Annotated in this window: 20 protein-coding genes; 6 read left to right on the forward strand and 14 right to left on the reverse strand. The window is 55.3% G+C overall.

Annotated elements, in window-relative coordinates; genetic code table 11:
• Window positions 1-11 precede the first annotated feature (11 nt).
• The 8 genes from M2118_RS02925 to M2118_RS02960 all read right to left on the reverse strand — a co-directional run bounded on the left by M2118_RS02925 (window position 12) and on the right by M2118_RS02960 (window position 6,487).
• Complete coding sequence (locus M2118_RS02925) at window positions 12-260, reverse strand: hypothetical protein (RefSeq protein WP_280794476.1); 249 nt, start codon at window positions 258-260, stop codon at window positions 12-14.
• Between the two features lie 187 nt (window positions 261-447).
• Window positions 448-867 carry a hypothetical protein gene (locus tag M2118_RS02930; RefSeq protein WP_280794477.1) on the reverse strand — a complete coding sequence of 140 codons (420 nt, stop codon included), beginning with the start codon at window positions 865-867 and terminating at the stop codon, window positions 448-450.
• 105 nt (window positions 868-972) lie between these two features.
• Window positions 973-1,728, reverse strand: a complete 756-nt coding sequence (locus M2118_RS02935) for a hypothetical protein (RefSeq protein WP_280794478.1) — start codon at window positions 1,726-1,728, stop codon at window positions 973-975.
• Window positions 1,725-2,333 (reverse strand): hypothetical protein, encoded by a 609-nt coding sequence (locus M2118_RS02940; protein WP_280794479.1) that lies wholly within the window; start codon window positions 2,331-2,333, stop codon window positions 1,725-1,727. Before M2118_RS02940 ends, M2118_RS02935 begins: the two co-directional genes overlap by 4 nt.
• Window positions 2,334-2,438: 105 nt before the next feature.
• On the reverse strand, window positions 2,439-3,197 hold the full coding sequence (locus tag M2118_RS02945; RefSeq protein ID WP_280794480.1) for an ABC transporter ATP-binding protein: 759 nt from the start codon (window positions 3,195-3,197) through the stop codon (window positions 2,439-2,441).
• Window positions 3,197-4,147 (reverse strand): ABC transporter ATP-binding protein, encoded by a 951-nt coding sequence (locus M2118_RS02950; RefSeq protein ID WP_280794481.1) that lies wholly within the window; start codon window positions 4,145-4,147, stop codon window positions 3,197-3,199. Before M2118_RS02950 ends, M2118_RS02945 begins: the two co-directional genes overlap by 1 nt.
• On the reverse strand, window positions 4,140-5,126 hold the full coding sequence (locus tag M2118_RS02955) for a branched-chain amino acid ABC transporter permease (RefSeq protein ID WP_280794482.1): 987 nt from the start codon (window positions 5,124-5,126) through the stop codon (window positions 4,140-4,142). Before M2118_RS02955 ends, M2118_RS02950 begins: the two co-directional genes overlap by 8 nt.
• An 11-nt stretch (window positions 5,127-5,137) precedes the next feature.
• Complete coding sequence (locus tag M2118_RS02960) at window positions 5,138-6,487, reverse strand: branched-chain amino acid ABC transporter permease (RefSeq protein WP_280794483.1); 1,350 nt, start codon at window positions 6,485-6,487, stop codon at window positions 5,138-5,140.
• Between the two features lie 263 nt (window positions 6,488-6,750).
• On the opposite strand from M2118_RS02960, the gene guaB reads away from it, so the two are divergent.
• Genes guaB through guaA form a run of 6 tightly spaced genes read left to right on the forward strand, consistent with a single transcriptional unit; the run spans window position 6,751 to window position 14,061 of the window.
• Complete coding sequence (gene guaB, locus M2118_RS02965) at window positions 6,751-8,253, forward strand: IMP dehydrogenase (protein WP_280794484.1); 1,503 nt, start codon at window positions 6,751-6,753, stop codon at window positions 8,251-8,253.
• A gap of 27 nt (window positions 8,254-8,280) precedes the next feature.
• Window positions 8,281-9,444 (forward strand): GuaB3 family IMP dehydrogenase-related protein, encoded by a 1,164-nt coding sequence (locus M2118_RS02970; protein WP_280794485.1) that lies wholly within the window; start codon window positions 8,281-8,283, stop codon window positions 9,442-9,444.
• A gap of 2 nt (window positions 9,445-9,446) precedes the next feature.
• Window positions 9,447-11,201 (forward strand): glycerol-3-phosphate dehydrogenase/oxidase, encoded by a 1,755-nt coding sequence (locus M2118_RS02975; RefSeq protein WP_432418375.1) that lies wholly within the window; start codon window positions 9,447-9,449, stop codon window positions 11,199-11,201.
• Complete coding sequence (locus tag M2118_RS02980) at window positions 11,201-11,959, forward strand: SURF1 family protein (RefSeq protein WP_280794486.1); 759 nt, start codon at window positions 11,201-11,203, stop codon at window positions 11,957-11,959. Before M2118_RS02975 ends, M2118_RS02980 begins: the two co-directional genes overlap by 1 nt.
• Window positions 11,960-11,968: 9 nt before the next feature.
• The gene (locus M2118_RS02985; RefSeq protein ID WP_280794487.1) at window positions 11,969-12,499 is read left to right on the forward strand and encodes a DUF3817 domain-containing protein; all 531 of its coding nucleotides are present in this window, start codon (window positions 11,969-11,971) and stop codon (window positions 12,497-12,499) included.
• Window positions 12,496-14,061 carry a glutamine-hydrolyzing GMP synthase gene (gene guaA / locus M2118_RS02990; protein ID WP_280794488.1) on the forward strand — a complete coding sequence of 522 codons (1,566 nt, stop codon included), beginning with the start codon at window positions 12,496-12,498 and terminating at the stop codon, window positions 14,059-14,061. Before M2118_RS02985 ends, guaA begins: the two co-directional genes overlap by 4 nt.
• A 59-nt stretch (window positions 14,062-14,120) precedes the next feature.
• Here guaA and M2118_RS02995 read toward each other — a convergent pair whose 3' ends face one another.
• The 6 genes from M2118_RS02995 to M2118_RS03020 all read right to left on the reverse strand — a co-directional run bounded on the left by M2118_RS02995 (window position 14,121) and on the right by M2118_RS03020 (window position 19,642).
• The gene (locus M2118_RS02995) at window positions 14,121-14,822 is read right to left on the reverse strand and encodes a Fic/DOC family protein (protein WP_280794489.1); all 702 of its coding nucleotides are present in this window, start codon (window positions 14,820-14,822) and stop codon (window positions 14,121-14,123) included.
• Entirely contained in the window at window positions 14,809-15,006 is a 198-nt protein-coding gene (locus M2118_RS03000) for a hypothetical protein (protein WP_280794490.1), read from the reverse strand. The genes M2118_RS02995 and M2118_RS03000 overlap by 14 nt, the downstream gene beginning before the upstream one ends.
• Window positions 15,007-15,084: 78 nt before the next feature.
• A complete protein-coding gene (locus M2118_RS03005; protein ID WP_280794491.1) occupies window positions 15,085-15,474 on the reverse strand; it encodes a helix-turn-helix transcriptional regulator in 390 nt (129 codons plus the stop codon).
• A 265-nt stretch (window positions 15,475-15,739) separates the two neighbouring features.
• Entirely contained in the window at window positions 15,740-17,053 is a 1,314-nt protein-coding gene (locus M2118_RS03010) for an ABC transporter substrate-binding protein (RefSeq protein WP_280794492.1), read from the reverse strand.
• Between the two features lie 228 nt (window positions 17,054-17,281).
• Window positions 17,282-18,595 carry an ABC transporter substrate-binding protein gene (locus tag M2118_RS03015; protein WP_280794493.1) on the reverse strand — a complete coding sequence of 438 codons (1,314 nt, stop codon included), beginning with the start codon at window positions 18,593-18,595 and terminating at the stop codon, window positions 17,282-17,284.
• A 243-nt stretch (window positions 18,596-18,838) separates the two neighbouring features.
• Complete coding sequence (locus M2118_RS03020) at window positions 18,839-19,642, reverse strand: ABC transporter substrate-binding protein (protein WP_280794494.1); 804 nt, start codon at window positions 19,640-19,642, stop codon at window positions 18,839-18,841.
• Window positions 19,643-19,668: the final 26 nt, after the last annotated feature.

Raw genomic sequence — 19,668 nt, forward strand, 5'->3', positions numbered from 1 at the left:
CACTGAATGCCTCACACAGAATCGCTGCTGTGAGCCAAGAGCTCAGCTCGCTTCTCAGCAGCTTCTGCCGGAGTGAGCCTGAGGGCCTCTGCTTCGCTCACCCCTAGTCGCATGAGTTCTCTGAGCAGGAAGAGCGGCAGGCTCTGTGGCGGTGCCTCCATGGGAGCAAAGCCACGGTCAGGAAGAGTTTTATCCCGAACGCAGTTCCAAAATTCTTCCTGAGTGACTTCGAGTTGTTGCTTGAGAATATGGGACCACATGTGTGGTCCATATTCTGAAGTGTTGATGGGCCTGGAAATACGCGTCCGCAGTACTCTGCCGTCCCACAGTGTTATTTCATAGGTCCTGTGGTGTGAGACGGGTTTCCCCGTGGCACCGCGAACAAGAGTCCACCCTTCGGTCCGACAGAAAGCATCGTGGCTTTCTCGATCTGCGGGTGGGTAGGTGTTACTCGCCACCTGTCTCGAACCATTCGCGTAGCTGTTCGTCTGTTGAATACTTCACGAGTTGAACGAGCGCCCAGTATTGCTGGTGGTTGGGGGCATCCTTCAATCGGGTATCCCAGTCAGCTGCATACTCCCGTAATACCAGGATGAGATCAGTTAATGCACTGTCTAGGTCAACTCCTTCAGCAGCGAAGGGACTATCTACCATCAGGGCGACGGTGAGAGTGTTCTCCGTGAAGATGGAAATACGTGGGCTGACTGTTCGGAAGAAATAGTCACGCAAACGGTCCAAAGGCAGCACCACAGAGACGTTGCCCTGCCTGGAAACAGAGACAGAAATCCCGTGCTCGGTCGCATCAAGAACTTCTTTGAGGTTTTCTCGAGCGCTACTGAAGCTGGGGTAGTCGGCAACGATCGACATTGGCTATCTCCACGTTTCTGTAATTTACGTACGTGACGTACATCGAGTACCTAACTAACTCATTTTATGTCTATGACTACTGGGAGTCAATGACAACTATCAGCGTTACAGTTTCCCAACTAAAGCTTCTAGTGCTTCCTTCGCCAGAGATTGAACGAGTTGAGTGTGGTTTACCCAAGGCAATGTGCTCTGGTTCAACACTGTTGCAATTGCTTTGACCCGCTTGCGACTCTCGCTACTCAACCCACTCAGAACGTGATCTGTATCTGTGAGGCATGCCAGTAACAACACTGCGTCCTCAGCATGACGCATCTTGTCACGTGAGTCTTCCAGGTATGCGGCACCCTTGAGGACTAGCGCTCCTCTCACGCTGGGAATGACAAGTGAAACAGTCCCGTCTCCCGTCTCGAGCTCAACATTGATTGTCTCTTTAAGCGCCCGGGTTCCCCCAGCAACCCCGAATAGGGGCCTGCCCAGATAAGCAGGCTTGTTCTTCGCTACATACCTATCAGCACAAAGAACATCAACTTTGTCCGGCTGTAGTTCATCTCCGATGTTTCGTTCAAATTGGTACGCGAATTTAGTTTCTTCATTCAGGATGAATCCTGCGCTCTGCAGCAACGCTGCAGTCTGAGCAAATGAAATAACTCCTGTTTCAAGATGCAATGCACTGTCGACATCTGTCGTTGTTCGTGGTTGAGGCAACCCTGCCAGCTGTGCGTGGAGAGAAACCATGAGACCACCGACAAGTGTCCACGACCTCTGTGGAAGAAGACGTGCAAGTTCAAACGCAACAGGCCAGGGTGGTTCTAGCCATTCACTCCCCGTTGCATCAAGATGCACAGTCTCACGTTCCGTCACAGTTTTCCCCGAAGCTCCTCTAACCAGGTTTGCGCTGCAGAATGCTCTCTCACATCTCCGAAGATATAGAGGGCACATGCTTCGAGTACTTTACGGTGTGCTTGAGTTCCTTCGACAACAACAATGTCACCTGTGGAGTCTTGTGCCAGTCGTAGCTCACGTGCACGACTAGATGCGTTTTCAGCAATGAGGACAGCGTTTCCCCCTTTGGCTGAAAGTCCCAGCTCAGGAAGTACAGCCATATCAAGATCATTGAGAGTAGTTGAGGTAGCCGATCTCCTCAGCGCATATCGCCCTCTCATGATCTGACCAATAAGCGCGTGTAGCGCCATGGTCGCTACCCGCTTCTTCAGCCTGCTCTTCTCTGTGCTGTCAAGGTCTTCCACATTGGTTCCAGAAAGGAGAGATAGTGCTGCATTCTGAGTTTCTGCACTCCAGTTGCGTCCTCGGTGATTGATCCTAGAGAACGCCTGTAACTGTCGGGATTGAATAATGTAGCTCGCGCCTACTCGATCAGCCGAGAGAATGCCTTCTTCAATTGCTCTGCGCACTTGCCTAGCTGAGATGCCCGCTTGTTGGGCAGCTTGTGAAACAGTGAGAGACATACATATATTGTCTGATATCGGACTATATATGTCAATTATTTTCTCGGCGTTAAACAACTCGCCCTCTGCACGTGTGCAGAGGGCGAGTAATGAGTTTCTTTGTGACTACTTCGCGTCAACATCCTTTGCCAGGGTGCCGAGGTAGAGCTCGATGACCTTAGGGTCATCGGCCAGCTCGCGGCCGGTGCCGGTATAGGCATCGCGTCCCTGGTCGAGAACATATCCACGGTCAGCAATCTGGAGGCAACGACGAGCGTTCTGCTCCACCATGATGACCGAGACGCCAGCCTTGTTAATGCGGCGTGTGCGAATGAAGGTCTCATCCTGACGAACTGGAGACAGACCAGCAGATGGCTCGTCCAGAAGAAGGACCTTAGGGTCCATCATCAGGGCGCGAGCCATAGCGACGGACTGACGCTCACCACCGGACAGCGATCCTGCGCTCTGCTGACGACGGTCAGCGAGCACGGGGAAGATGTCGAAGATGGCGTCGAGACGCTCGCTTAGACGCTTGGGCTGCAGGAACAGACCCATCTGGAGGTTCTCCTGGATGGTCAGGCTGGGGAAGACGTTGTTGGTCTGAGGCACGAAGCCCACACCCATCTGAACCAGCTTGTTGGTCTTGAAGCCTGTGATGTCTTCACCGTTGAGGGTGACAGAACCTTCACGGATCTTGACCAGACCGAAGAGTGCCTTGAGGAGTGTCGACTTACCGGCACCGTTAGGGCCGATGATGCCGATGAGCTCACCAGGGTAAGCCTCGATGGAACAACCGTTGAGGATGTTCACACCGGGGAGGTAACCAGCAACAAGGTTGTCGGCGCGCAGTACTGGCTCGACGCCAGTCTTCTTTGCTTCAGCCATTACTTCTTCTCCTTCTTGGGAGCATCCATTGCGCCTTCTTCGAGCAATGCGTCATCGCCGAGGTCGGTATCGTGGTGGGCTCCGAGGTAAGCATCGATAACAGCCTGGTCGCTCATCACGGTGTCCGCTGGACCTTCCGCAACTACGCGACCTTCTGCCATGACGACAACCCAGTCTGAGATGTGGCGAACCATGTGCATGTCGTGCTCAACAAAGAGAACGGTAGTTCCTTCGTCGCGCAGCGACTGGATGTGGCCAAGCAGTGACTGAGTCAGTGCAGGGTTCACACCAGCCATGGGCTCGTCGAGCATGATCATGACAGGGTCGCTCATGAGAGCGCGGGCCATTTCGAGGAGCTTCTTCTGACCACCAGAGAGGCTACCGGCAAGGTCTTCCTTCTTCTCATAAAGCTTGAAGCGCTTGAGAAGATCTTCGGCCTTGGCGATGTTTGCCTTCTCTTGTGCTGCCCAGAGAGGCTTCACAAAAGCAGCAAGGAAGGATTCTCCACGCTGATCCTTGGCACCGAGAAGCATGTTCTGCATCACGGTGAGGCGCGACAGCGCCTTGGTCAGCTGGAAGGTGCGAACCATTCCGCTCTTCGCAACGGAGGCTGCTGCGGTGTTACCGAGCAGCTTGCCGTTGAAGGACCACTTTGCAGCCTTGTCAGCGGAGGGTCCACCAAACATCTTCTTTGCAGAGGATGGCTGGTCGAATCCGGTGATGAGGTTGAAGAAGGTTGTCTTACCGGCACCGTTGGGGCCGATCAGTGCGGTGATCACACCGCGCTGGACTTCTAAGTGATCAACATCAACAGCACGGTTACCACCGAAGTCACGGACGACGTTGTCGACCACGAGGATGGCATCGGGCTTTGAGGCTCCAGGAGTTTGCTTGACAGTCTTTAGCTCTGCACGAGCTTCTGTTGCTGTCTTCTTGGTCGCATTAGACATTGAAGTTCAGCTCCTTCTTGTCGCCCAAGATTCCTTGAGGCCTGAAGATCACCAGCAGCATCAGTGCGACACCAACCATGATCCATGAGAACTGCTCGGTCTGCTGAGTGTTCAAGATGGCATCGGGGATGAGGATATCCACGGTGCCCTGAATGAAGATACGCAGAGCGAAGAACAGCGCCGATCCGAGGACGGGGCCCCAGATGGTGGCAGCACCACCCAAGAGCATCGCGGTCCAGATGAGGAAGGTCATGTTACGACCAAGAGCATCTGGCTGGACCGAGGTGGGCAGGACGTAGAACATACCGCCGATAGCGCCGAGGACACCACCGATGATGAGGGCCTGCATCTTGAAGGCGAAGACGTTCTTGCCGAGGCTGCGAACAGCATCTTCGTCTTCACGGATGCCCTTGATAACACGGCCCCAAGGGGAGCGCATCAGAAGCCATACGAGAACAGCGAAGATAACAACCAGGCTCCACGCGACGATACGGATGAACCATCCGTTAACGCCGGTGTTGTCGAAGTCGAACCACAGGAATGCTGTCTTTCCATCAGGGAAGGGAGACAGGGCACTGAAGGTGTTGCGGTAGGTCTCACCGGGGAGACCGTTAGAACCACCAGTGACGGAGTTCAGTACCGAAGCACGACCGATCATGCGGACGATTTCCGCCGCGGCAATCGTCACGATGGCCAGATAGTCACCTCGCAGTTTCAGGGTTGGAATACCCAGAAGCAAAGCGAAGATGGTACCGGCTGCAATGGTGACCAGTGTGGCTGCCCAGAAGGGAAGACCAGCAATGGTGGCAACGGAGAATCCGTAAGCACCAATGAGCATGAAGCCCGCTTGACCCATGTTCAACAGACCGGTGAAACCGAAGTGAACGTTCAGACCAATTGCTGCGATAGCAAAGGCAGCGGTGGTCGGCAGAATCATGTTCGCCGACATGTCATAGAGAACTTTAATCCACATATCCATGACTGTCCTCCTTAACCAATCCGCTCTTTGCGACCGAAGATACCCTGCGGACGAACCAGCAAGATAACAATCAGAAGCACAAGGGCTGTTGCGTACTTGAAGTCACCAGGTACAACGAAGTTGGCGAGCTCTACGGTCATACCGATGATGAGCGAACCGACCAGCGCACCGAAGGCGGTACCGAGACCACCGAGGGTAACTGCGGCAAACATGAGCAGCAGCAGCTGCATACCTGTCTGCCAGTTAATGCCGTTGAGGACCAGGCCGAGCATGACACCGGAAAGACCAGCGAGTGCGGTGGCGATGACCCAGACCAGACGGATGATGCGGTCTACGTCGATACCGGAAGCCGCAGCAAGCGAAGGGTTGTCCGATACGGCGCGGGTTGCGCGTCCCGTGCGGGTCTTGAGAAGGAAGAGACCAACCAAGATGAGAACGATAACCGAGAGGCCCATTGCCCACAGTGACTCGAAGGTCAAGGTGACGGGGCCGATGGTGAAGGTCTCAGGGTTCTTCATGAGGATACGGACCGTGGAGGCACCGTAGAACATCTGGAAGGTGTACTGCAGGGCGAGTGCCAGACCGATGGTCACAATGATCATCTGGGTCAGGGAAAGGCCCTTCTTACGTAGTGGCTTCCAGATCACCGCATCTTGGATGTATCCGGTGGCACCGGTCAGGATGACCACGATCACGATGGTGAGGAAGATGTTCAGACCCAGCACGTTGGCGAAGGTGTAACCCAGCAAACCACCGAGGGTGACCTGCTCAGCGTGGGAGAAGCTGGAGAGACCAGTAGTTCCGTAGATGAGCGAGAGACCAATAGAGGCCAGTGCAAGGAGGAGACCGAGTCGAAGACCGGAAACAACCTGCTGTGCGAGGCGGTCCCAGTTGAAGCCTTCTGCTGCAATCTGTTCCTGTGATTGGCCGTTGTCGGCACCCTCACCAGTTGCACCATCTACCGCGAAGATGGCGCCCTTGACGAAGCCAAGGGTAATCTCGCGCTCCTGGACAGCGTCACCCTTGACGGTGACGCCTGCAGGCAGGGTCTTCTCATCGAGGGTAATTGTGTACGTTCCAGCGGTGGTAACCGCAGCGTTCCATTTACCGTCTTTGTCGGTCTCAACGACAATGCTTTCGCCATTGCCGTCAATAGTTAGTTTGACGCCTTCTCCAACACCCTTGATGGTTCCGTTGAAGCACGCAGTTGCTGTGTCAGCGACGCAAACGTCGCTAGCAGCGTGAGCAGCGGGAGCACCCGTACCCAGCGTGAACGAGAGAACCAACAGACCCAGGAGTACACCAAAGATGACTCGCAGGCTTTTTGGGCTGGAGCGGCGCGCTAAAGCTGTGTTTACCACTGCACCTCCATAGGGAGAGCAACCGAACTGTTGGTCACGCGTTACCCTCCATTTACTTACACCGTATGTCGACTTTGACAGACGATACGTGTCGATTATGTCGCACTTGTTAACCATGCGCGATATTGACGACCGCATAAGACTTTAGTAGGGGAATGACACCTTGCGCCAACACGTTAAGCTTGAGGGGAGTTGCATTACTGTAACGGCGCGGAAAATTGCCCGGCATATCAGACAAATAGATTAAGAAACTAGAGGGATCCATGGCCCAGAACGATCCATTCGGATTTGTTGGACTTACCTACGACGACGTGCTGCTTCTTCCTGGGCACACCGACGTGATTCCCAGCGAGGCAAATACTGCCTCTCGCTTCACCCGCCGCATCACCCTTTCTAAGCCTTTGATCTCTTCAGCCATGGACACCGTGACTGAGGCCCGCATGGCTATCGCCATGGCCCGCCAGGGCGGTATTGGCATTTTGCACCGCAACCTTTCTATTGAGGACCAGGCTGACCAGGTAGATAAGGTCAAGCGCTCTGAGTCCGGCATGATCACTAACCCGGTCACCACCACAGCTGAGGCAACTGTTGCTGAGGTTGATGGCCTGTGTGGTCAGTTCCGCGTGAGCGGCCTTCCTGTTGTGGATGCTGACGGCACTCTGGTTGGCATTATTACCAACCGCGATATGCGCTTTGTTTCTGATGCAGATAAGCAGCGCCTTACCGTGCGTGAAGTGATGACCCCGATGCCATTGGTTACAGCCCCCGTGGGTGTCTCTGCAGACGACGCTATTGCACTGCTGGGTAAGCACAAGATTGAGAAGCTGCCCATTGTCGATGGTGCCGGCAAGCTCACTGGTTTGATCACCACCAAAGACTTTGACAAGTCCGAGAAGTACCCTGACGCCACCAAGGACGAAGCTGGACGCTTGCGCGTCGGTGCCGCTATTGGTTTCTTCGGAGACGCCTGGCAGCGTGCGGAGGCACTCCGCGATGCCGGCGTGGACGTCCTTGTTGTCGATACCGCCAACGGTGACTCCGCTGGTGTGCTGGACATTATTAAGAAGCTCAAGACTGACCCTTCCTTTGCTCACATCGATGTGATCGGTGGCAACGTGGCAACCCGTTCCGGTGCACAGGCACTGGTGGACGCCGGTGCTGACGGCATCAAGGTCGGTGTTGGTCCTGGTTCTATCTGCACCACTCGTGTTGTTGCTGGTGTTGGTGTTCCTCAGGTCACCGCGATCTGGGAGGCCTACCAGGCTGCTGGTCCTGCTGGTGTTCCTGTTATTGCCGATGGTGGCTTGCAGTACTCAGGCGACATTGCCAAGGCACTTGTTGCCGGTGCTGAGTCCGTGATGCTGGGTTCCTTGTTTGCCGGTTGCGACGAAAGCCCTGGCGACCTGGTCTTCGACAACGGCAAGCAGTACAAGAGCTACCGCGGAATGGGCTCCTTGGGTGCCCTGCAGACCCGCGGCGAGCGCACCTCTTATTCCAAGGACCGCTACTTCCAGTCGGACGTCCCCAGCGATGACAAGCTCATTGCCGAAGGTATTGAAGGCCGTGTGGCCTACCGTGGGCCTCTCTCTGCTGTGGCACACCAACTTGTTGGTGGCCTGCGCCAGTCCATGTTCTATGTGGGCGCTCGCACCATTGCTGAACTCCGCTCGAACGGTAAGTTCGTGCGCATCACCGCGGCGGGCTTGAAAGAGTCCCACCCGCACGACATCCAGATGGTTGTCGAAGCACCGAACTACCGTAAGTAATACAGAAAGAACGTCTGGGGAACCACAGTGACTGAAATTGAGATCGGGCGCTCAAAGCGTGCTCGTCGCGCCTTTGCCTTCGATGACATCGCTGTTGTCCCTAGCCGTCGCACCCGTGACCCACAGGATGTGTCTGTCAGCTGGGGCATTGATGCCTACCAGTTCGAGATTCCTATCCTTGCTGCCCCCATGGACTCCGTGGTCTCCCCCGAGACCGCTATTGCCATGGGCAAGCTCGGTGGTGTGGGTGTCCTGAACCTTGAGGGTCTCTGGACTCGTTACGAGAACCCCCTTCCCGTTCTGTCTGAGATTCGTTCACTCCCTGCTGCAACCGCAACTAAGCGCATGCAGGAGCTCTACGCCGAGCCCATCAAGGCTGAGCTCATCACAGCGCGTCTGGCCGAGGTTCGCGCCTCGGGCGTGACCGTGGCCGCTGCGCTGTCTCCTCAGCGCACCCAGGAGTTCTACCAAACCGTGGTCAGCGCCGGCGTTGACCTCTTTGTGATCCGTGGCACCACGGTTTCAGCTGAGCACGTCTCCAAGGAGACCGAAGCTCTCAACCTCAAGAAGTTCATTTATGAACTCGACGTTCCTGTCATTGTTGGTGGCGCAGCCACCTACACCGCAGCCCTGCACTTGATGCGCACCGGTGCTGCTGGTGTTCTAGTTGGCTTTGGTGGCGGTGCTGCCACGACCACACGTGCTTCTTTGGGTATTCACGCACCGATGGCTACCGCCATTGCAGATATTGCGGGTGCTCGTCGCGACTATATGGATGAGTCCGGTGGACGCTATGTCCACGTCATCGCAGATGGTGGCCTGGGCACATCTGGGGATGTGGTGAAGGCAATCGCCTGCGGTGCTGACGCCGTCATGCTGGGTTCTGCTCTTGCTCGAGCAACAGACGCTCCTGGTGGCGGATGGCACTGGGGCCACGAAGCACACCACGGTGAGCTTCCTCGCGGTAACCGCGTGCACGTGGGTCAGGTTGCTCCGCTGTCTGAACTTCTCTTTGGTCCTGCAGCTGTTGCTGATGGCACCTCCAACATCGTGGGCGCTCTGCGCCGCTCGATGGCGACCACCGGATACTCCGATCTCAAAGAGTTCCAGCGCGTTGAGGTTGTTGTTGCTCCCTACAGTGCAGCTGGTAGCTCCGCTGCCACTGCACCTGCTGCCGACGTGACGCTCTAGTCATGACAGACACCGCTTCAACGCAGGCCACAGGCCAGGGTGTGCTCAATGCGCACACCCGCGCTGAAGCGCTCGCTGCTATGGCAGCTGAAGAACTCGACATTCTTGTCATTGGTGGCGGCATTGTGGGTGCTGGCTGTGCTCTTGATGCAGCAACCCGTGGTCTGAACGTCGGTGTTGTTGAAGCACAGGACTGGGCGGCGGGAACCTCCAGCCGTTCCTCCAAGCTGGTGCACGGAGGTATTCGCTACCTCGAGCAGCTCGACTTCCACCTGGTTCAGGAAGCACTCACCGAGCGCGGTCTGCTTCTGCAGCAGTTGGCCCCCCACTTGGTCAAGCCCATCCGTTTTCTCTACCCCGTGGAGCACAGGATCTGGGAACGTGCCTATGTAGGTGCAGGCATGCTGCTCTATGACCTCTTCTCCTATGCCGGTGGCCGTCGCCCTGGCGTCGGACACCACCGTCACCTGAGCAAGCGTCAGATTGGCTTGGCTGCACCCAGCCTGCGCGCCTCCGGCATCATCGGTGGCATGAGCTACTACGACGGTCGCGTCGATGATGCTCGCTATGTAGTGAACCTGGTTCGCACTGCGGTCGCCAACGGCGCTCACGCGGCGAACCGCACCGAAGTGGTCGGCTTCTTGCAGAAGAAGGGCCAGGTCATTGGCGTCACCGTGCGCGACCTGGAGACCGGTAAAGAATTCCCCATCCGTGCCAAGCAGGTTATTAACTCCACGGGTGTCTGGACCGGAACAACCCAGGAGCTTGTCCACGATGGTGGAACGCTGCGCGTGCGGGCATCAAAGGGAATCCACATTGTGGTTCCGCGTGATCGCTTCAAGTCGGTCATGGGTCTGTTGCTGCGCACAGAGAAGTCCGTTCTCTTTGTTATTCCCTGGGGACGCCACTGGATCATTGGCACCACCGATACCGACTGGACCTTTGACAAGGCACATCCTTCGGCGACCGCCACTGATATTCAATATGTGCTCGACCACGTGAACGCCGTGCTCGATGACCCCATCACCCACGATGACATCGAGGGTGTGTATGTGGGCCTGCGACCATTGCTGGCTGGCAACTCTGAGTCCACCACCAAGCTCAGCCGTGAACACGTTGTGGTCAAGCCCAAGCCTGGCCTGGTGCTCATTGCTGGCGGTAAGTGGACCACCTACCGCGTGATGGCCAATGACGCCGTGGATGCTGCTGTCTCTGAGCTGAATGCATTGGCTGGTGAAGGTTCCATCCCCGCCAGTGTGACCGCATCTGTGCCCCTGTTAGGTGCAGCCGGTTACAAGGCCTCGTGGAATCGTCGCACCCGCACTGCTGCGCGTGCGGGCTTGCCCAAGTCTGTCGTGGAACACCTGCTCAACCGCTACGGCTCGATGGCTGACGACCTGCTCGACATCATCGCAGCTGACTCCAAGCAAGCAGAGTCTCTTCCTGGCAACCCTGACTACCTCTTAGCCGAGGTTACCTATGCCGTGACCCACGAAGGTGCTCTACACATCGAAGACGTGCTGACCCGTCGCACGCGTTTCAACATTGAAACGCGTGATCGGGGCATCGAAGCCGCTGCTGTGGTGGGCAAGATCATGGGCAAACTACTTGGCTGGAATGCTGCTGCTGAGAAAGCAGAAGTGAAGAACTACCGCCTAGGTATTGAAGCTGAGTTCGCTGCCGAGCAGCAGACCACGGATGAAGCGGCCAACACTATTCGCACAGCCGTGCCCACCATTACGGAGATGCCTTCCTAATGCTGCGCACTGCACTGAAAGTCCGCTGGATTGCCTTCCTGCTCTTGGTCATGGGAGCTGCAGCTGCTTTTGCGTGGCTGGGTCAATGGCAGCTCGAACGCGCCATCATTGCCTCTCAGCCCGTTGATGCTGAATCCGAGACGATCATTCCTTTGGTGGAACTGCAAGAACCAGGGATTGCACCCTCCGAGATTGCTTCTGGTCACATGACTGAAGTCACCGGCTACCTCTACCCCGATTCCTACACCGTGCTGACCGGTCGTCTGAACTACGGCGAAGCAGGGTACTGGTTAGTGGGACGCTTCCTCACCGAAGAAGGCTCACTCCCTATTGCTTTGGGCTGGGCTGCTGACGAGGCAACTGTTCTTGCTGTGCAGGACGAGCTCAATGCCGCTCCAAGCAGCGAGCCTGCTGTGGTGACCGGACGCTTCATGCCCACCGAAGCACCTGTGGTTCCCGAAGGGGAACAAGGACCCTTTGTGGAGAGCACGCTGTCTGTGGCCTCTCTGGTGAACCTGTGGCCAGACTTTGCTGGACCGGTTTATGAGGGTTACCTCGTGGCTGATGATGCTCCCGCTGGGTTGGACGTCATTGAGTCCATCCCGCCCATGAATGAGGGCTCGGTCAACTGGCTGAATATCTTCTATGCCGTCGAGTGGGTTGTCTTCGCTGGCTTCGCGTTCTTCATCTGGTGGCGTCTGGTGAAAGACGCCTACGAGCGGGAACTCGAAGAAAAAGCACTCCTCGAGGCAAAGTAAACTAGAGCCATGCCTTTAGCCCCTCGCGCCGCAGATATTCCTCGCATTCCGAAGGCTCTGAAGTTCTACAAGGTGATGTCCTACATCACCGGTACTTTCCTTCTTCTGCTGGTGGCAGAGATGATCTTGAAGTACTGCATTGACTACCGCAGCAATACTTTTGTTGCCCCCAACGGCATGATTGATCCCGCCACCGGCGACTTCATCTTCCTTGAGCCCGGCTATGAGATTGAACTCTTTGGCCCACAAGGCTTCTTGGCTCTTGTTCCCAACGACAGCGTTGAGGCCATCAACCTCTCTATTGGCATCTTGGTTATTCACGGCTGGCTCTATGTTGCCTACCTCTTCGCCGGCTTCCGCATCTGGTCCATGATGCGCTGGAACGCCGCCAAGCTGTTCATCATTGCCCTCGGTGGAATCATCCCCGGACTGTCCTTTGTCGTTGAACACTTCTATGCCAAGAAGGTCGTGGCATTCCTGGCAACTCAAGATGCCCCATCTTCTTCAACCCCCACCCCAGCAAAAGGAGAGGCCGCGTGACGCAGCCCCAGCCCGTACTCGTCGTTGACTTCGGCGCCCAGTACGCACAACTCATTGCCCGCCGCGTTCGCGAAGCTGGTGTGTATTCCGAGATTGTTCCTCACTCCATCTCTGCTGCTGAGGTAGCTGCCAAGAACCCTGTGGGCATTGTGCTCTCCGGTGGGCCTTCCAGCGTCTATGAGCCTGGCTCCCCTTCTCTGGACCCTGCCATCCTTGAACTCGGCATTCCCGTCTTTGGTATTTGCTACGGCTTCCAGGTGATGGCTCAGGCTCTCGGTGGAACAGTGGCCCAGACGGGGGGACGTGAATACGGTGCCACCGACATGGCCATCAAGGCAGACCACGCCCTCGTGGGCGGTCAGCCCACGACTCAGACTGTCTGGATGAGCCACGGCGACCAGGTCGCCACCGCTCCTGCTGGCTTCACTGTCGTTGCCTCGACGGAAGCAACCCCGGTTGCTGCCTTCGCCAACGACGAACGCCGTCTTTACGGCGTTCAGTGGCACCCTGAGGTCAAGCACTCTGAGTGTGGTCAGGATCTACTGGAGAACTTCCTGCACAAGTGTGCTGGGCTTCCTGCGGACTGGAACAGCGAAAGCGTTATTGAGACCCAAGTCGCTTCTATCCGTGCTCAGGTGGGCACCAGCCGTGTCATCTGCGGCCTTTCTGGTGGAGTTGACTCAGCTGTGGCAGCAGCCATTGTTCACAAGGCTGTGGGAGACCAGCTGGTCTGTGTCTTTGTGGATCACGGTCTGCTGCGTCAGGACGAACGCCGCCAGGTTGAAGAAGACTACGTCAAGGCCACCGGCATTCGCCTGGTGACCGTGGACGTGCGCGAGCAGTTCTTGAATGCTCTGGCCGGGGTCAGTGACCCTGAGACCAAGCGCAAGATTATTGGCCGCGAATTTATTCGCACCTTCGAGCAGGCAGAACGCGACCTCATGGCCGAAGCTGCTGCCGATGGTGAACCCATCAAGTTCTTGGTTCAAGGAACCCTCTACCCCGACGTGGTGGAATCTGGTGGCGGTAGTGGAACTGCCAACATCAAGAGCCACCACAACGTGGGCGGTCTTCCTGATGACCTGCAGTTCGAACTTGTTGAGCCACTGCGTGCCCTGTTCAAGGATGAAGTCCGCGCCATTGGTCGCGAGCTAGGTCTGCCCCACGAAATCGTGGGACGCCAGCCCTTCCCTGGTCCTGGCCTCGGTATTCGTATCGTGGGTGAGATCACTCAGGAACGTTTGGACCTACTTCGTGAAGCAGACGCCATCGTGCGTCACGAGCTGACCGCTGCGGGCTTAGATGATGAGATCTGGCAGTGCCCAGTTGTTCTGCTGGCTGACGTGCGCTCTGTGGGCGTCATGGGAGATGGTCGCACCTACGGTCACCCCATCGTCTTGCGTCCGGTGTCCTCTGAGGACGCCATGACCGCAGACTGGACCCGTCTTCCCTATGACCTGCTTGCCAAGATCTCTAACCGCATTACCAATGAGGTTGCTGGCGTGAACCGCGTCGTGCTGGATGTCACCAGCAAGCCACCCGGAACTATTGAGTGGGAGTAAGCGCAGGCTTATCCAATTGACACAGCTCCGAGCCTTCAAGCTCGGAGCTGTATCTGTCATTAGCCTGACGAACCTTCGTAAGCCTCTGTTTCAGCGGATACATAACCCGCCGATCCTCCCAAAGAAATTCCGGAAGTGCTCATCTGTTCTGAAGTGTCTCCAACTTCGCGGACAGACTTGTCAAAAATTCTTTGAAGTGGCTTGAGGTTCTTCTGTTCTGAAGCGACGCGACATGCAATGTCATTTTCAGAACCTGTAATGCAGAGCCAATTTATTTCCCAACCTGCATTCAGGGCAATTCGTGTCCAATACACTCGCTGCGTGCGACCGTTTCCCTCTCGGAATGGATGAATAAAGTTCAGTTCGTCATAAAACTTTGCAAGCTCTTCAACAAAAGACCTGCGGTTGAGGTCTCTGAGTTGCTGTGCATCTCGAAGATTGGATTCGAGATATCCAAGTGCATGTGGAATTTGATTAGCTGCTAAGAATGGCTCAGCCCCCTCGATATTTTTTCGAATATCGACAGTTCTTAATTTTCCAGCCCAGTCATAAATATCTTGAAATAGTTGTCGATGTATTTGCTGTATCTCAGAACCTGCATCATTTGATAGCTCATCCATCGAGAACAGTTCTAGCTCACGAAGAGGAACTAGGTTTGCTTCAGCCTGATCCAAGGCGGCTTTTGTTCTCGCACCAACAAGGTTGTTTAGGGTCCCTGTCTCAGGATCTTTGTAAGGGTCTACAAAGTTATTTAAGCCCAAACTGTGCCCGGCCTCGCTGAATAAGTTCAGTCACTGAGATTCGGCCGAGGGCATACTCATTCATATCCTTGCGGGTACGCTCGTTCACTGTGAGATTTTCCATCTCGCCATTGTGAATGGCTCGTGCAATGACAAGCTTGCGCCTCGATTGCTCTCGGACTTTTGCATTAGAAATTGTTGTCATTACAGAACCTCCCGTCAGATTCAATTTTACTCGCTCATCAGTATTTCAACCAGCACTTGACTGACAAGAGGAAATCTTTCATGCTCGCTTTTCCCGAGAAAGCTGTGGCGAGCCAACGTCGATCGGCTGAACTTCTAAGGTCACTGAGTAACCCAATGCTCTCAGATAACGGGCAAACGTTGTGAGCTTCACATTCCCGTCGCCATTGACGACTTGAGACACTCTGCTTTCTCCTATGCCCAATTTCTCAGCAAGTTGTTTCTGTGTGACTCCAGTACTTGAAAGCGCTGTCTGAAGCAGAACAAGTGCATCATTTGTCAGTTGAGAAGCGGCAAGTTCCCGAGAGCCTGCTGGTGATAGCTCAACATCTTCAAAGAAAGAAACCCGGACTTCTTTGGCATTGTGTGTTCCCACATAAATCATGGTACGGGAAACTTTACCTATTTGTAAAGTATTTAATTCATCCATCTGCTGACGATAGAGCTATAGGTGCCCTCAATAACTACATGGTCTCCTTATTGTGGAAATTTTTTCCCTCATCCCACCTGTGGTGTGACAGATGTCACCAGCAAGCCACCAGGAACTATTGAGTGGGAATAATCTCCCCCCCGTTAAACAGTGATGCTCCGAGAATTGCTTCTCGGAGCATCACTATTTATCACCGCACAATCACCAAGTGCGAGGAACTCGTGGCGTGAACTGAGACGTGTTCACGCCACGGGGTGGAACAGTGTTAGGACTTGCCCTCAACTGCGGATGCCCACAGTGGAACGTTGACATCGTTGAACTTGTAGATTCCAACGAATGCCGAGGAGGGGTCATTCAGTGCGTTGAAGGGACCAACTGCAGATGGGCCCTGGTACTGAATGTCACTTCCTGCCTTGATCAGATCAACACAGGCAGCGAACGTGGTGCACTTTTCGCCACCGTTAGCACCGGAAACTGCAGCCAGGTTAGCCTGGATGGTTGCGGGCTTGTTGTCGCCACCCTTGGTTGCAGCGAGAGCTGCAAGCACGGTTGCGTCGTAAGACTCAGCACCGTAGATGAAGTCAGTGAGCTCTTCACCTTCGACGTCAGACCAGTACTTGCCAAGGAGAGCCTTGAGCTCGTCCGAAGGCTCTGCACCAGGAATGGTTCCCTGAGCACCTTCGAGAGTGCCTGCTTCGAAGTCCTTCTCAAAAGAGCTGGTGTTGCCATCCACGAAGTAGGTGTTCTTCATGTCCCAACCCTGAGCTACGAGCTCGGGGATGATTGCCTTGGTCTCATCGAACGCGATGACAACAAGTGCATCAGGCTTCTCAGCAAGTGCTGCAGTTACCTCAGAAGAGAAAGTGGTCTGCGATGGAGGGAACTCCTGGCCGGCACCTGCGGCACCGTAGACAACTTCTCCACCTGCCTCAACGATTGCTGCTTCGGTCGAGTCACGAAGACCGGTTCCGTAGGAGTCGTTGAAGACGAGGAATGCAACGCTTGCGTTACCGTCACCAGTAATCAGCTGACCGAGAGCGTCACCCTGAACGGTGTCTGGTGGTGCAACACGGAAGTAGAAGGGGCTGTAGCCAGAAAGAGTTGCTGCAGTATTCGCAGGAGAGATCTGGACTATGCCTGCTTCAGTGATGGCGTCAACAACGTTGAGTGACACGCTCGAGGATGCAGCACCCAGCACGAAGGAAACCTTCTGAGCAATGAGGTCTTCTGCAGATGCAGTGGAAACAGACATATCGCTGGAGTCACCGGAGTCGGTGTTGTAGATACATGCGTCGGTGCCATTTACGCCACCAGCAGCGTTGATGTCTGCAACCGCAAGACCAACACCAGCAATTTCGGGTGGGCCGAGGAAGGCGAGGTTACCGGTGGTGGGCAGGAGAGTTCCTACCTTGAAGGTGTTATCGCTCGTTGCGTCTGCAGCACAGTTAGCTGCAACGTATGCAGATGCATCTGCGTTGCTATCGGTTGATCCGCTCGTGCATCCGGCCAGCACCAATGCTGACGTGGCTGCAAGAGCAATCCCACCGAGGGCACGAGTGCGAAGAGAAAGATCGCGCATGTTGCTCCTTTATATGTAGTTCGGTTTACAGTCCGTAAGCCTCCCTCACGGTAATTCAGCTCTATGCTGTTCTTTATTCTTTGCTGTGCTTTGTTTGAGCCCAAACAAAAGACATCCCCGTAAAGACAGGGATGTTGGATGTTGTAACGCAAGGACTTATTCCAAAGAGTGAAAAAGAACAGCACCCCCGGGCCGAAGCCCGGGGGTGCTGTTTAGTGCATTTACTGTTTAGGACTTACCCTCAACAGCGGATGCCCATACTGGAACGTTGACATCGTTGTACTTGTAGATACCGATGAACGCGGAGGATGGGTCATTCTTTGCGTTGAAAGGACCAACTGCGGATGGACCCTGGTACTGAATTTCGTCGCCGGCCTTGATCAGGTCAACGCACTCAGCGTAGGTGGTGCACTTGGTACCACCGTTAGCACCGGAAACAGCAGCCAGGTTAGCCTGGATGGTTGCGGGCTTGTTGTCGCCACCCTTGGTTGCAGCGAGAGCTGCAAGCACGGTTGCGTCGTAGGACTCTGCAGCGTAGCTGAAGTCAGTGAGATCTTCGCCCTGAACGTCAGACCAGTACTTGCCGAGGAGAGCCTTGAGCTCGTCCGAAGCAGCTGCACCAGGAATGGTTCCCTGAGCACCTTCGAGGGTACCTGCTTCAAAGTCCTTCTCGAAGGATCCGGTGTTGCCGTCTACGAAGTAGGTCTTGGACATGTCCCAACCCTGAGCTACGAGCTCGGGGATGATTGCCTTGGTCTCGTCGAATGCGACAACTACGAGTGCATCTGGCTGCTGAGCCAGTGCTGCAGTTACCTCAGAAGAGAAGGTGGTCTGTGCAGGAGGGAACTCCTGGCCAGCGCCTGCGGCACCGTATACAACAGATCCACCAGCTTCAACGATGGAAGCTTCGGTCGAGTCACGAAGACCGGTACCGTAAGCGTCGTTGAAGACGAGGAATGCAACCTTCGAGTTTCCGTCACCGGTGATCAGCTGACCGAGAGCAGAGCCCTGTACGGTGTCTGGTGGTGCAACACGGAAGTAGAAGGGGCTGTAACCCGAAAGAGTTGCTGCAGTGTTCGCAGGAGAGATCTGGACAACGCCAGCCTCAGTGAACGAGTCAACAACGTTGAGGGATACGGAAGATGAAGCTGCACCAAGTACAACCGATACCTTCTGCTTGATCAGGTCTTCTGCCGAAGCGGTAGAAACTGACATGTCGCTCGAGTCACCGGAGTCGGTGTCGTACTGGCAAGCGTCAGTTCCGTTAACTCCACCAGCTGCGTTGATGTCTGCTACTGCAAGACCAACACCAGCGATTTCGGGTGGGCCGAGGAAGGCGAGGTTACCGGTGATGGGCAGGAGGGTTCCTACCTTGAAGGTGTTGTCGCTAGTTGCGTCGGCTGCACAAGTTGCTGCAGCGTATGCTGCGTCGCTTGAGCCACCGTCGGTTGATCCGCTAGCACAACCTGCCAGCACGAGTGCTGACGAAGCTGCAATAGCAAGACCACCGAGTGCACGAGTGCGAAGAGAAAATTCTCGCATGGTACTCCTTGGTGATAAATGTGATCAGAGCACGACGACGTGCTCTGTTGTATTACCAAACTAGGCGTTAGATGTTTCTCCAGACAACATATTCCGGTTACAACTAGGTAACAAACTGTTCGATACCGAAAGATTGTGCGTGAAAACGGCCTCTTTTGGCCTATTTATTGCGTTAAACAGCACAAAGGAGCGCGAAGCTCCTTCGTGCTGAGAGTTAGTGCAGAGAGTTTGTGTAGAGAAGGACTACTTCTTGGCAACCTCGATGGTCTTGCCGAAGTAGGCAACACCGGTGGTGGCGTCATAGTTGATCTGGCCTGCGGGGCCCATGAAGTTGATGGGCTGCTTGTCCTTGACTGCCGAAACACACATGCCGTAGCTGGTGCAGGGGAAGCCGGTCTGCAGAGTGACAGCGAGCAGACCCTGAGTAATGGAGGCGCCGCCGTCATCTTTGCTCACAGTGGCAGCCAGGATTGAAGCGATAGCCAAGTCGTAGGCTTCTGCACCGTAGGTCAGTTCACCCAAACTGGGGTCTGAAACCTTGAGGCGAGAAGAGAGAGTCTCGTCAGGGGTGATGGCGTCCACAGCCGCACCCTTGGGTGCGTTCTTCTTGGTCGCAATAGAGACGATCGCGACATTGCTGTCGTTCTTGGCAACCAGTTCTTCCAAGGTGGCAACAACAGAAGCTGACGCGGGAGCAATAATGACGTCCACACCACGGGAGACCAAGTCGTTGAAGCTTGCTTCGGTCGCGGTGGGGTCACCGTCACCTGCGTTACGGTGCAAGACCTCAACAGGAACCTCGTTGTACCCACCCTGCTCGTTGACTTCCTGAGCAGCCAGGTCAACACCAGCAGCCTGAGCAGCTGAGTATGCAGCGAGATCACCAGAGACGGGGGTCATGTCACCGATGCGAAGGATGCCGTCTCCGGAAGGCTTCACAGGAGTGGGGGTCGCGGTGGGAACCACTGCTGAACCACCTGAACAGGCAGCCATACCGAGCACTACTGCACCGGCAACAAACACGGTTGCAATCTTGTTGAATCCCACGGTAACCCTTTTCGTCAAAGCAACTT

The sequence above is a fragment of the Aurantimicrobium minutum genome, from assembly GCF_029892845.1.
GTDB lineage: Bacteria > Actinomycetota > Actinomycetes > Actinomycetales > Microbacteriaceae > Aurantimicrobium > Aurantimicrobium minutum_B.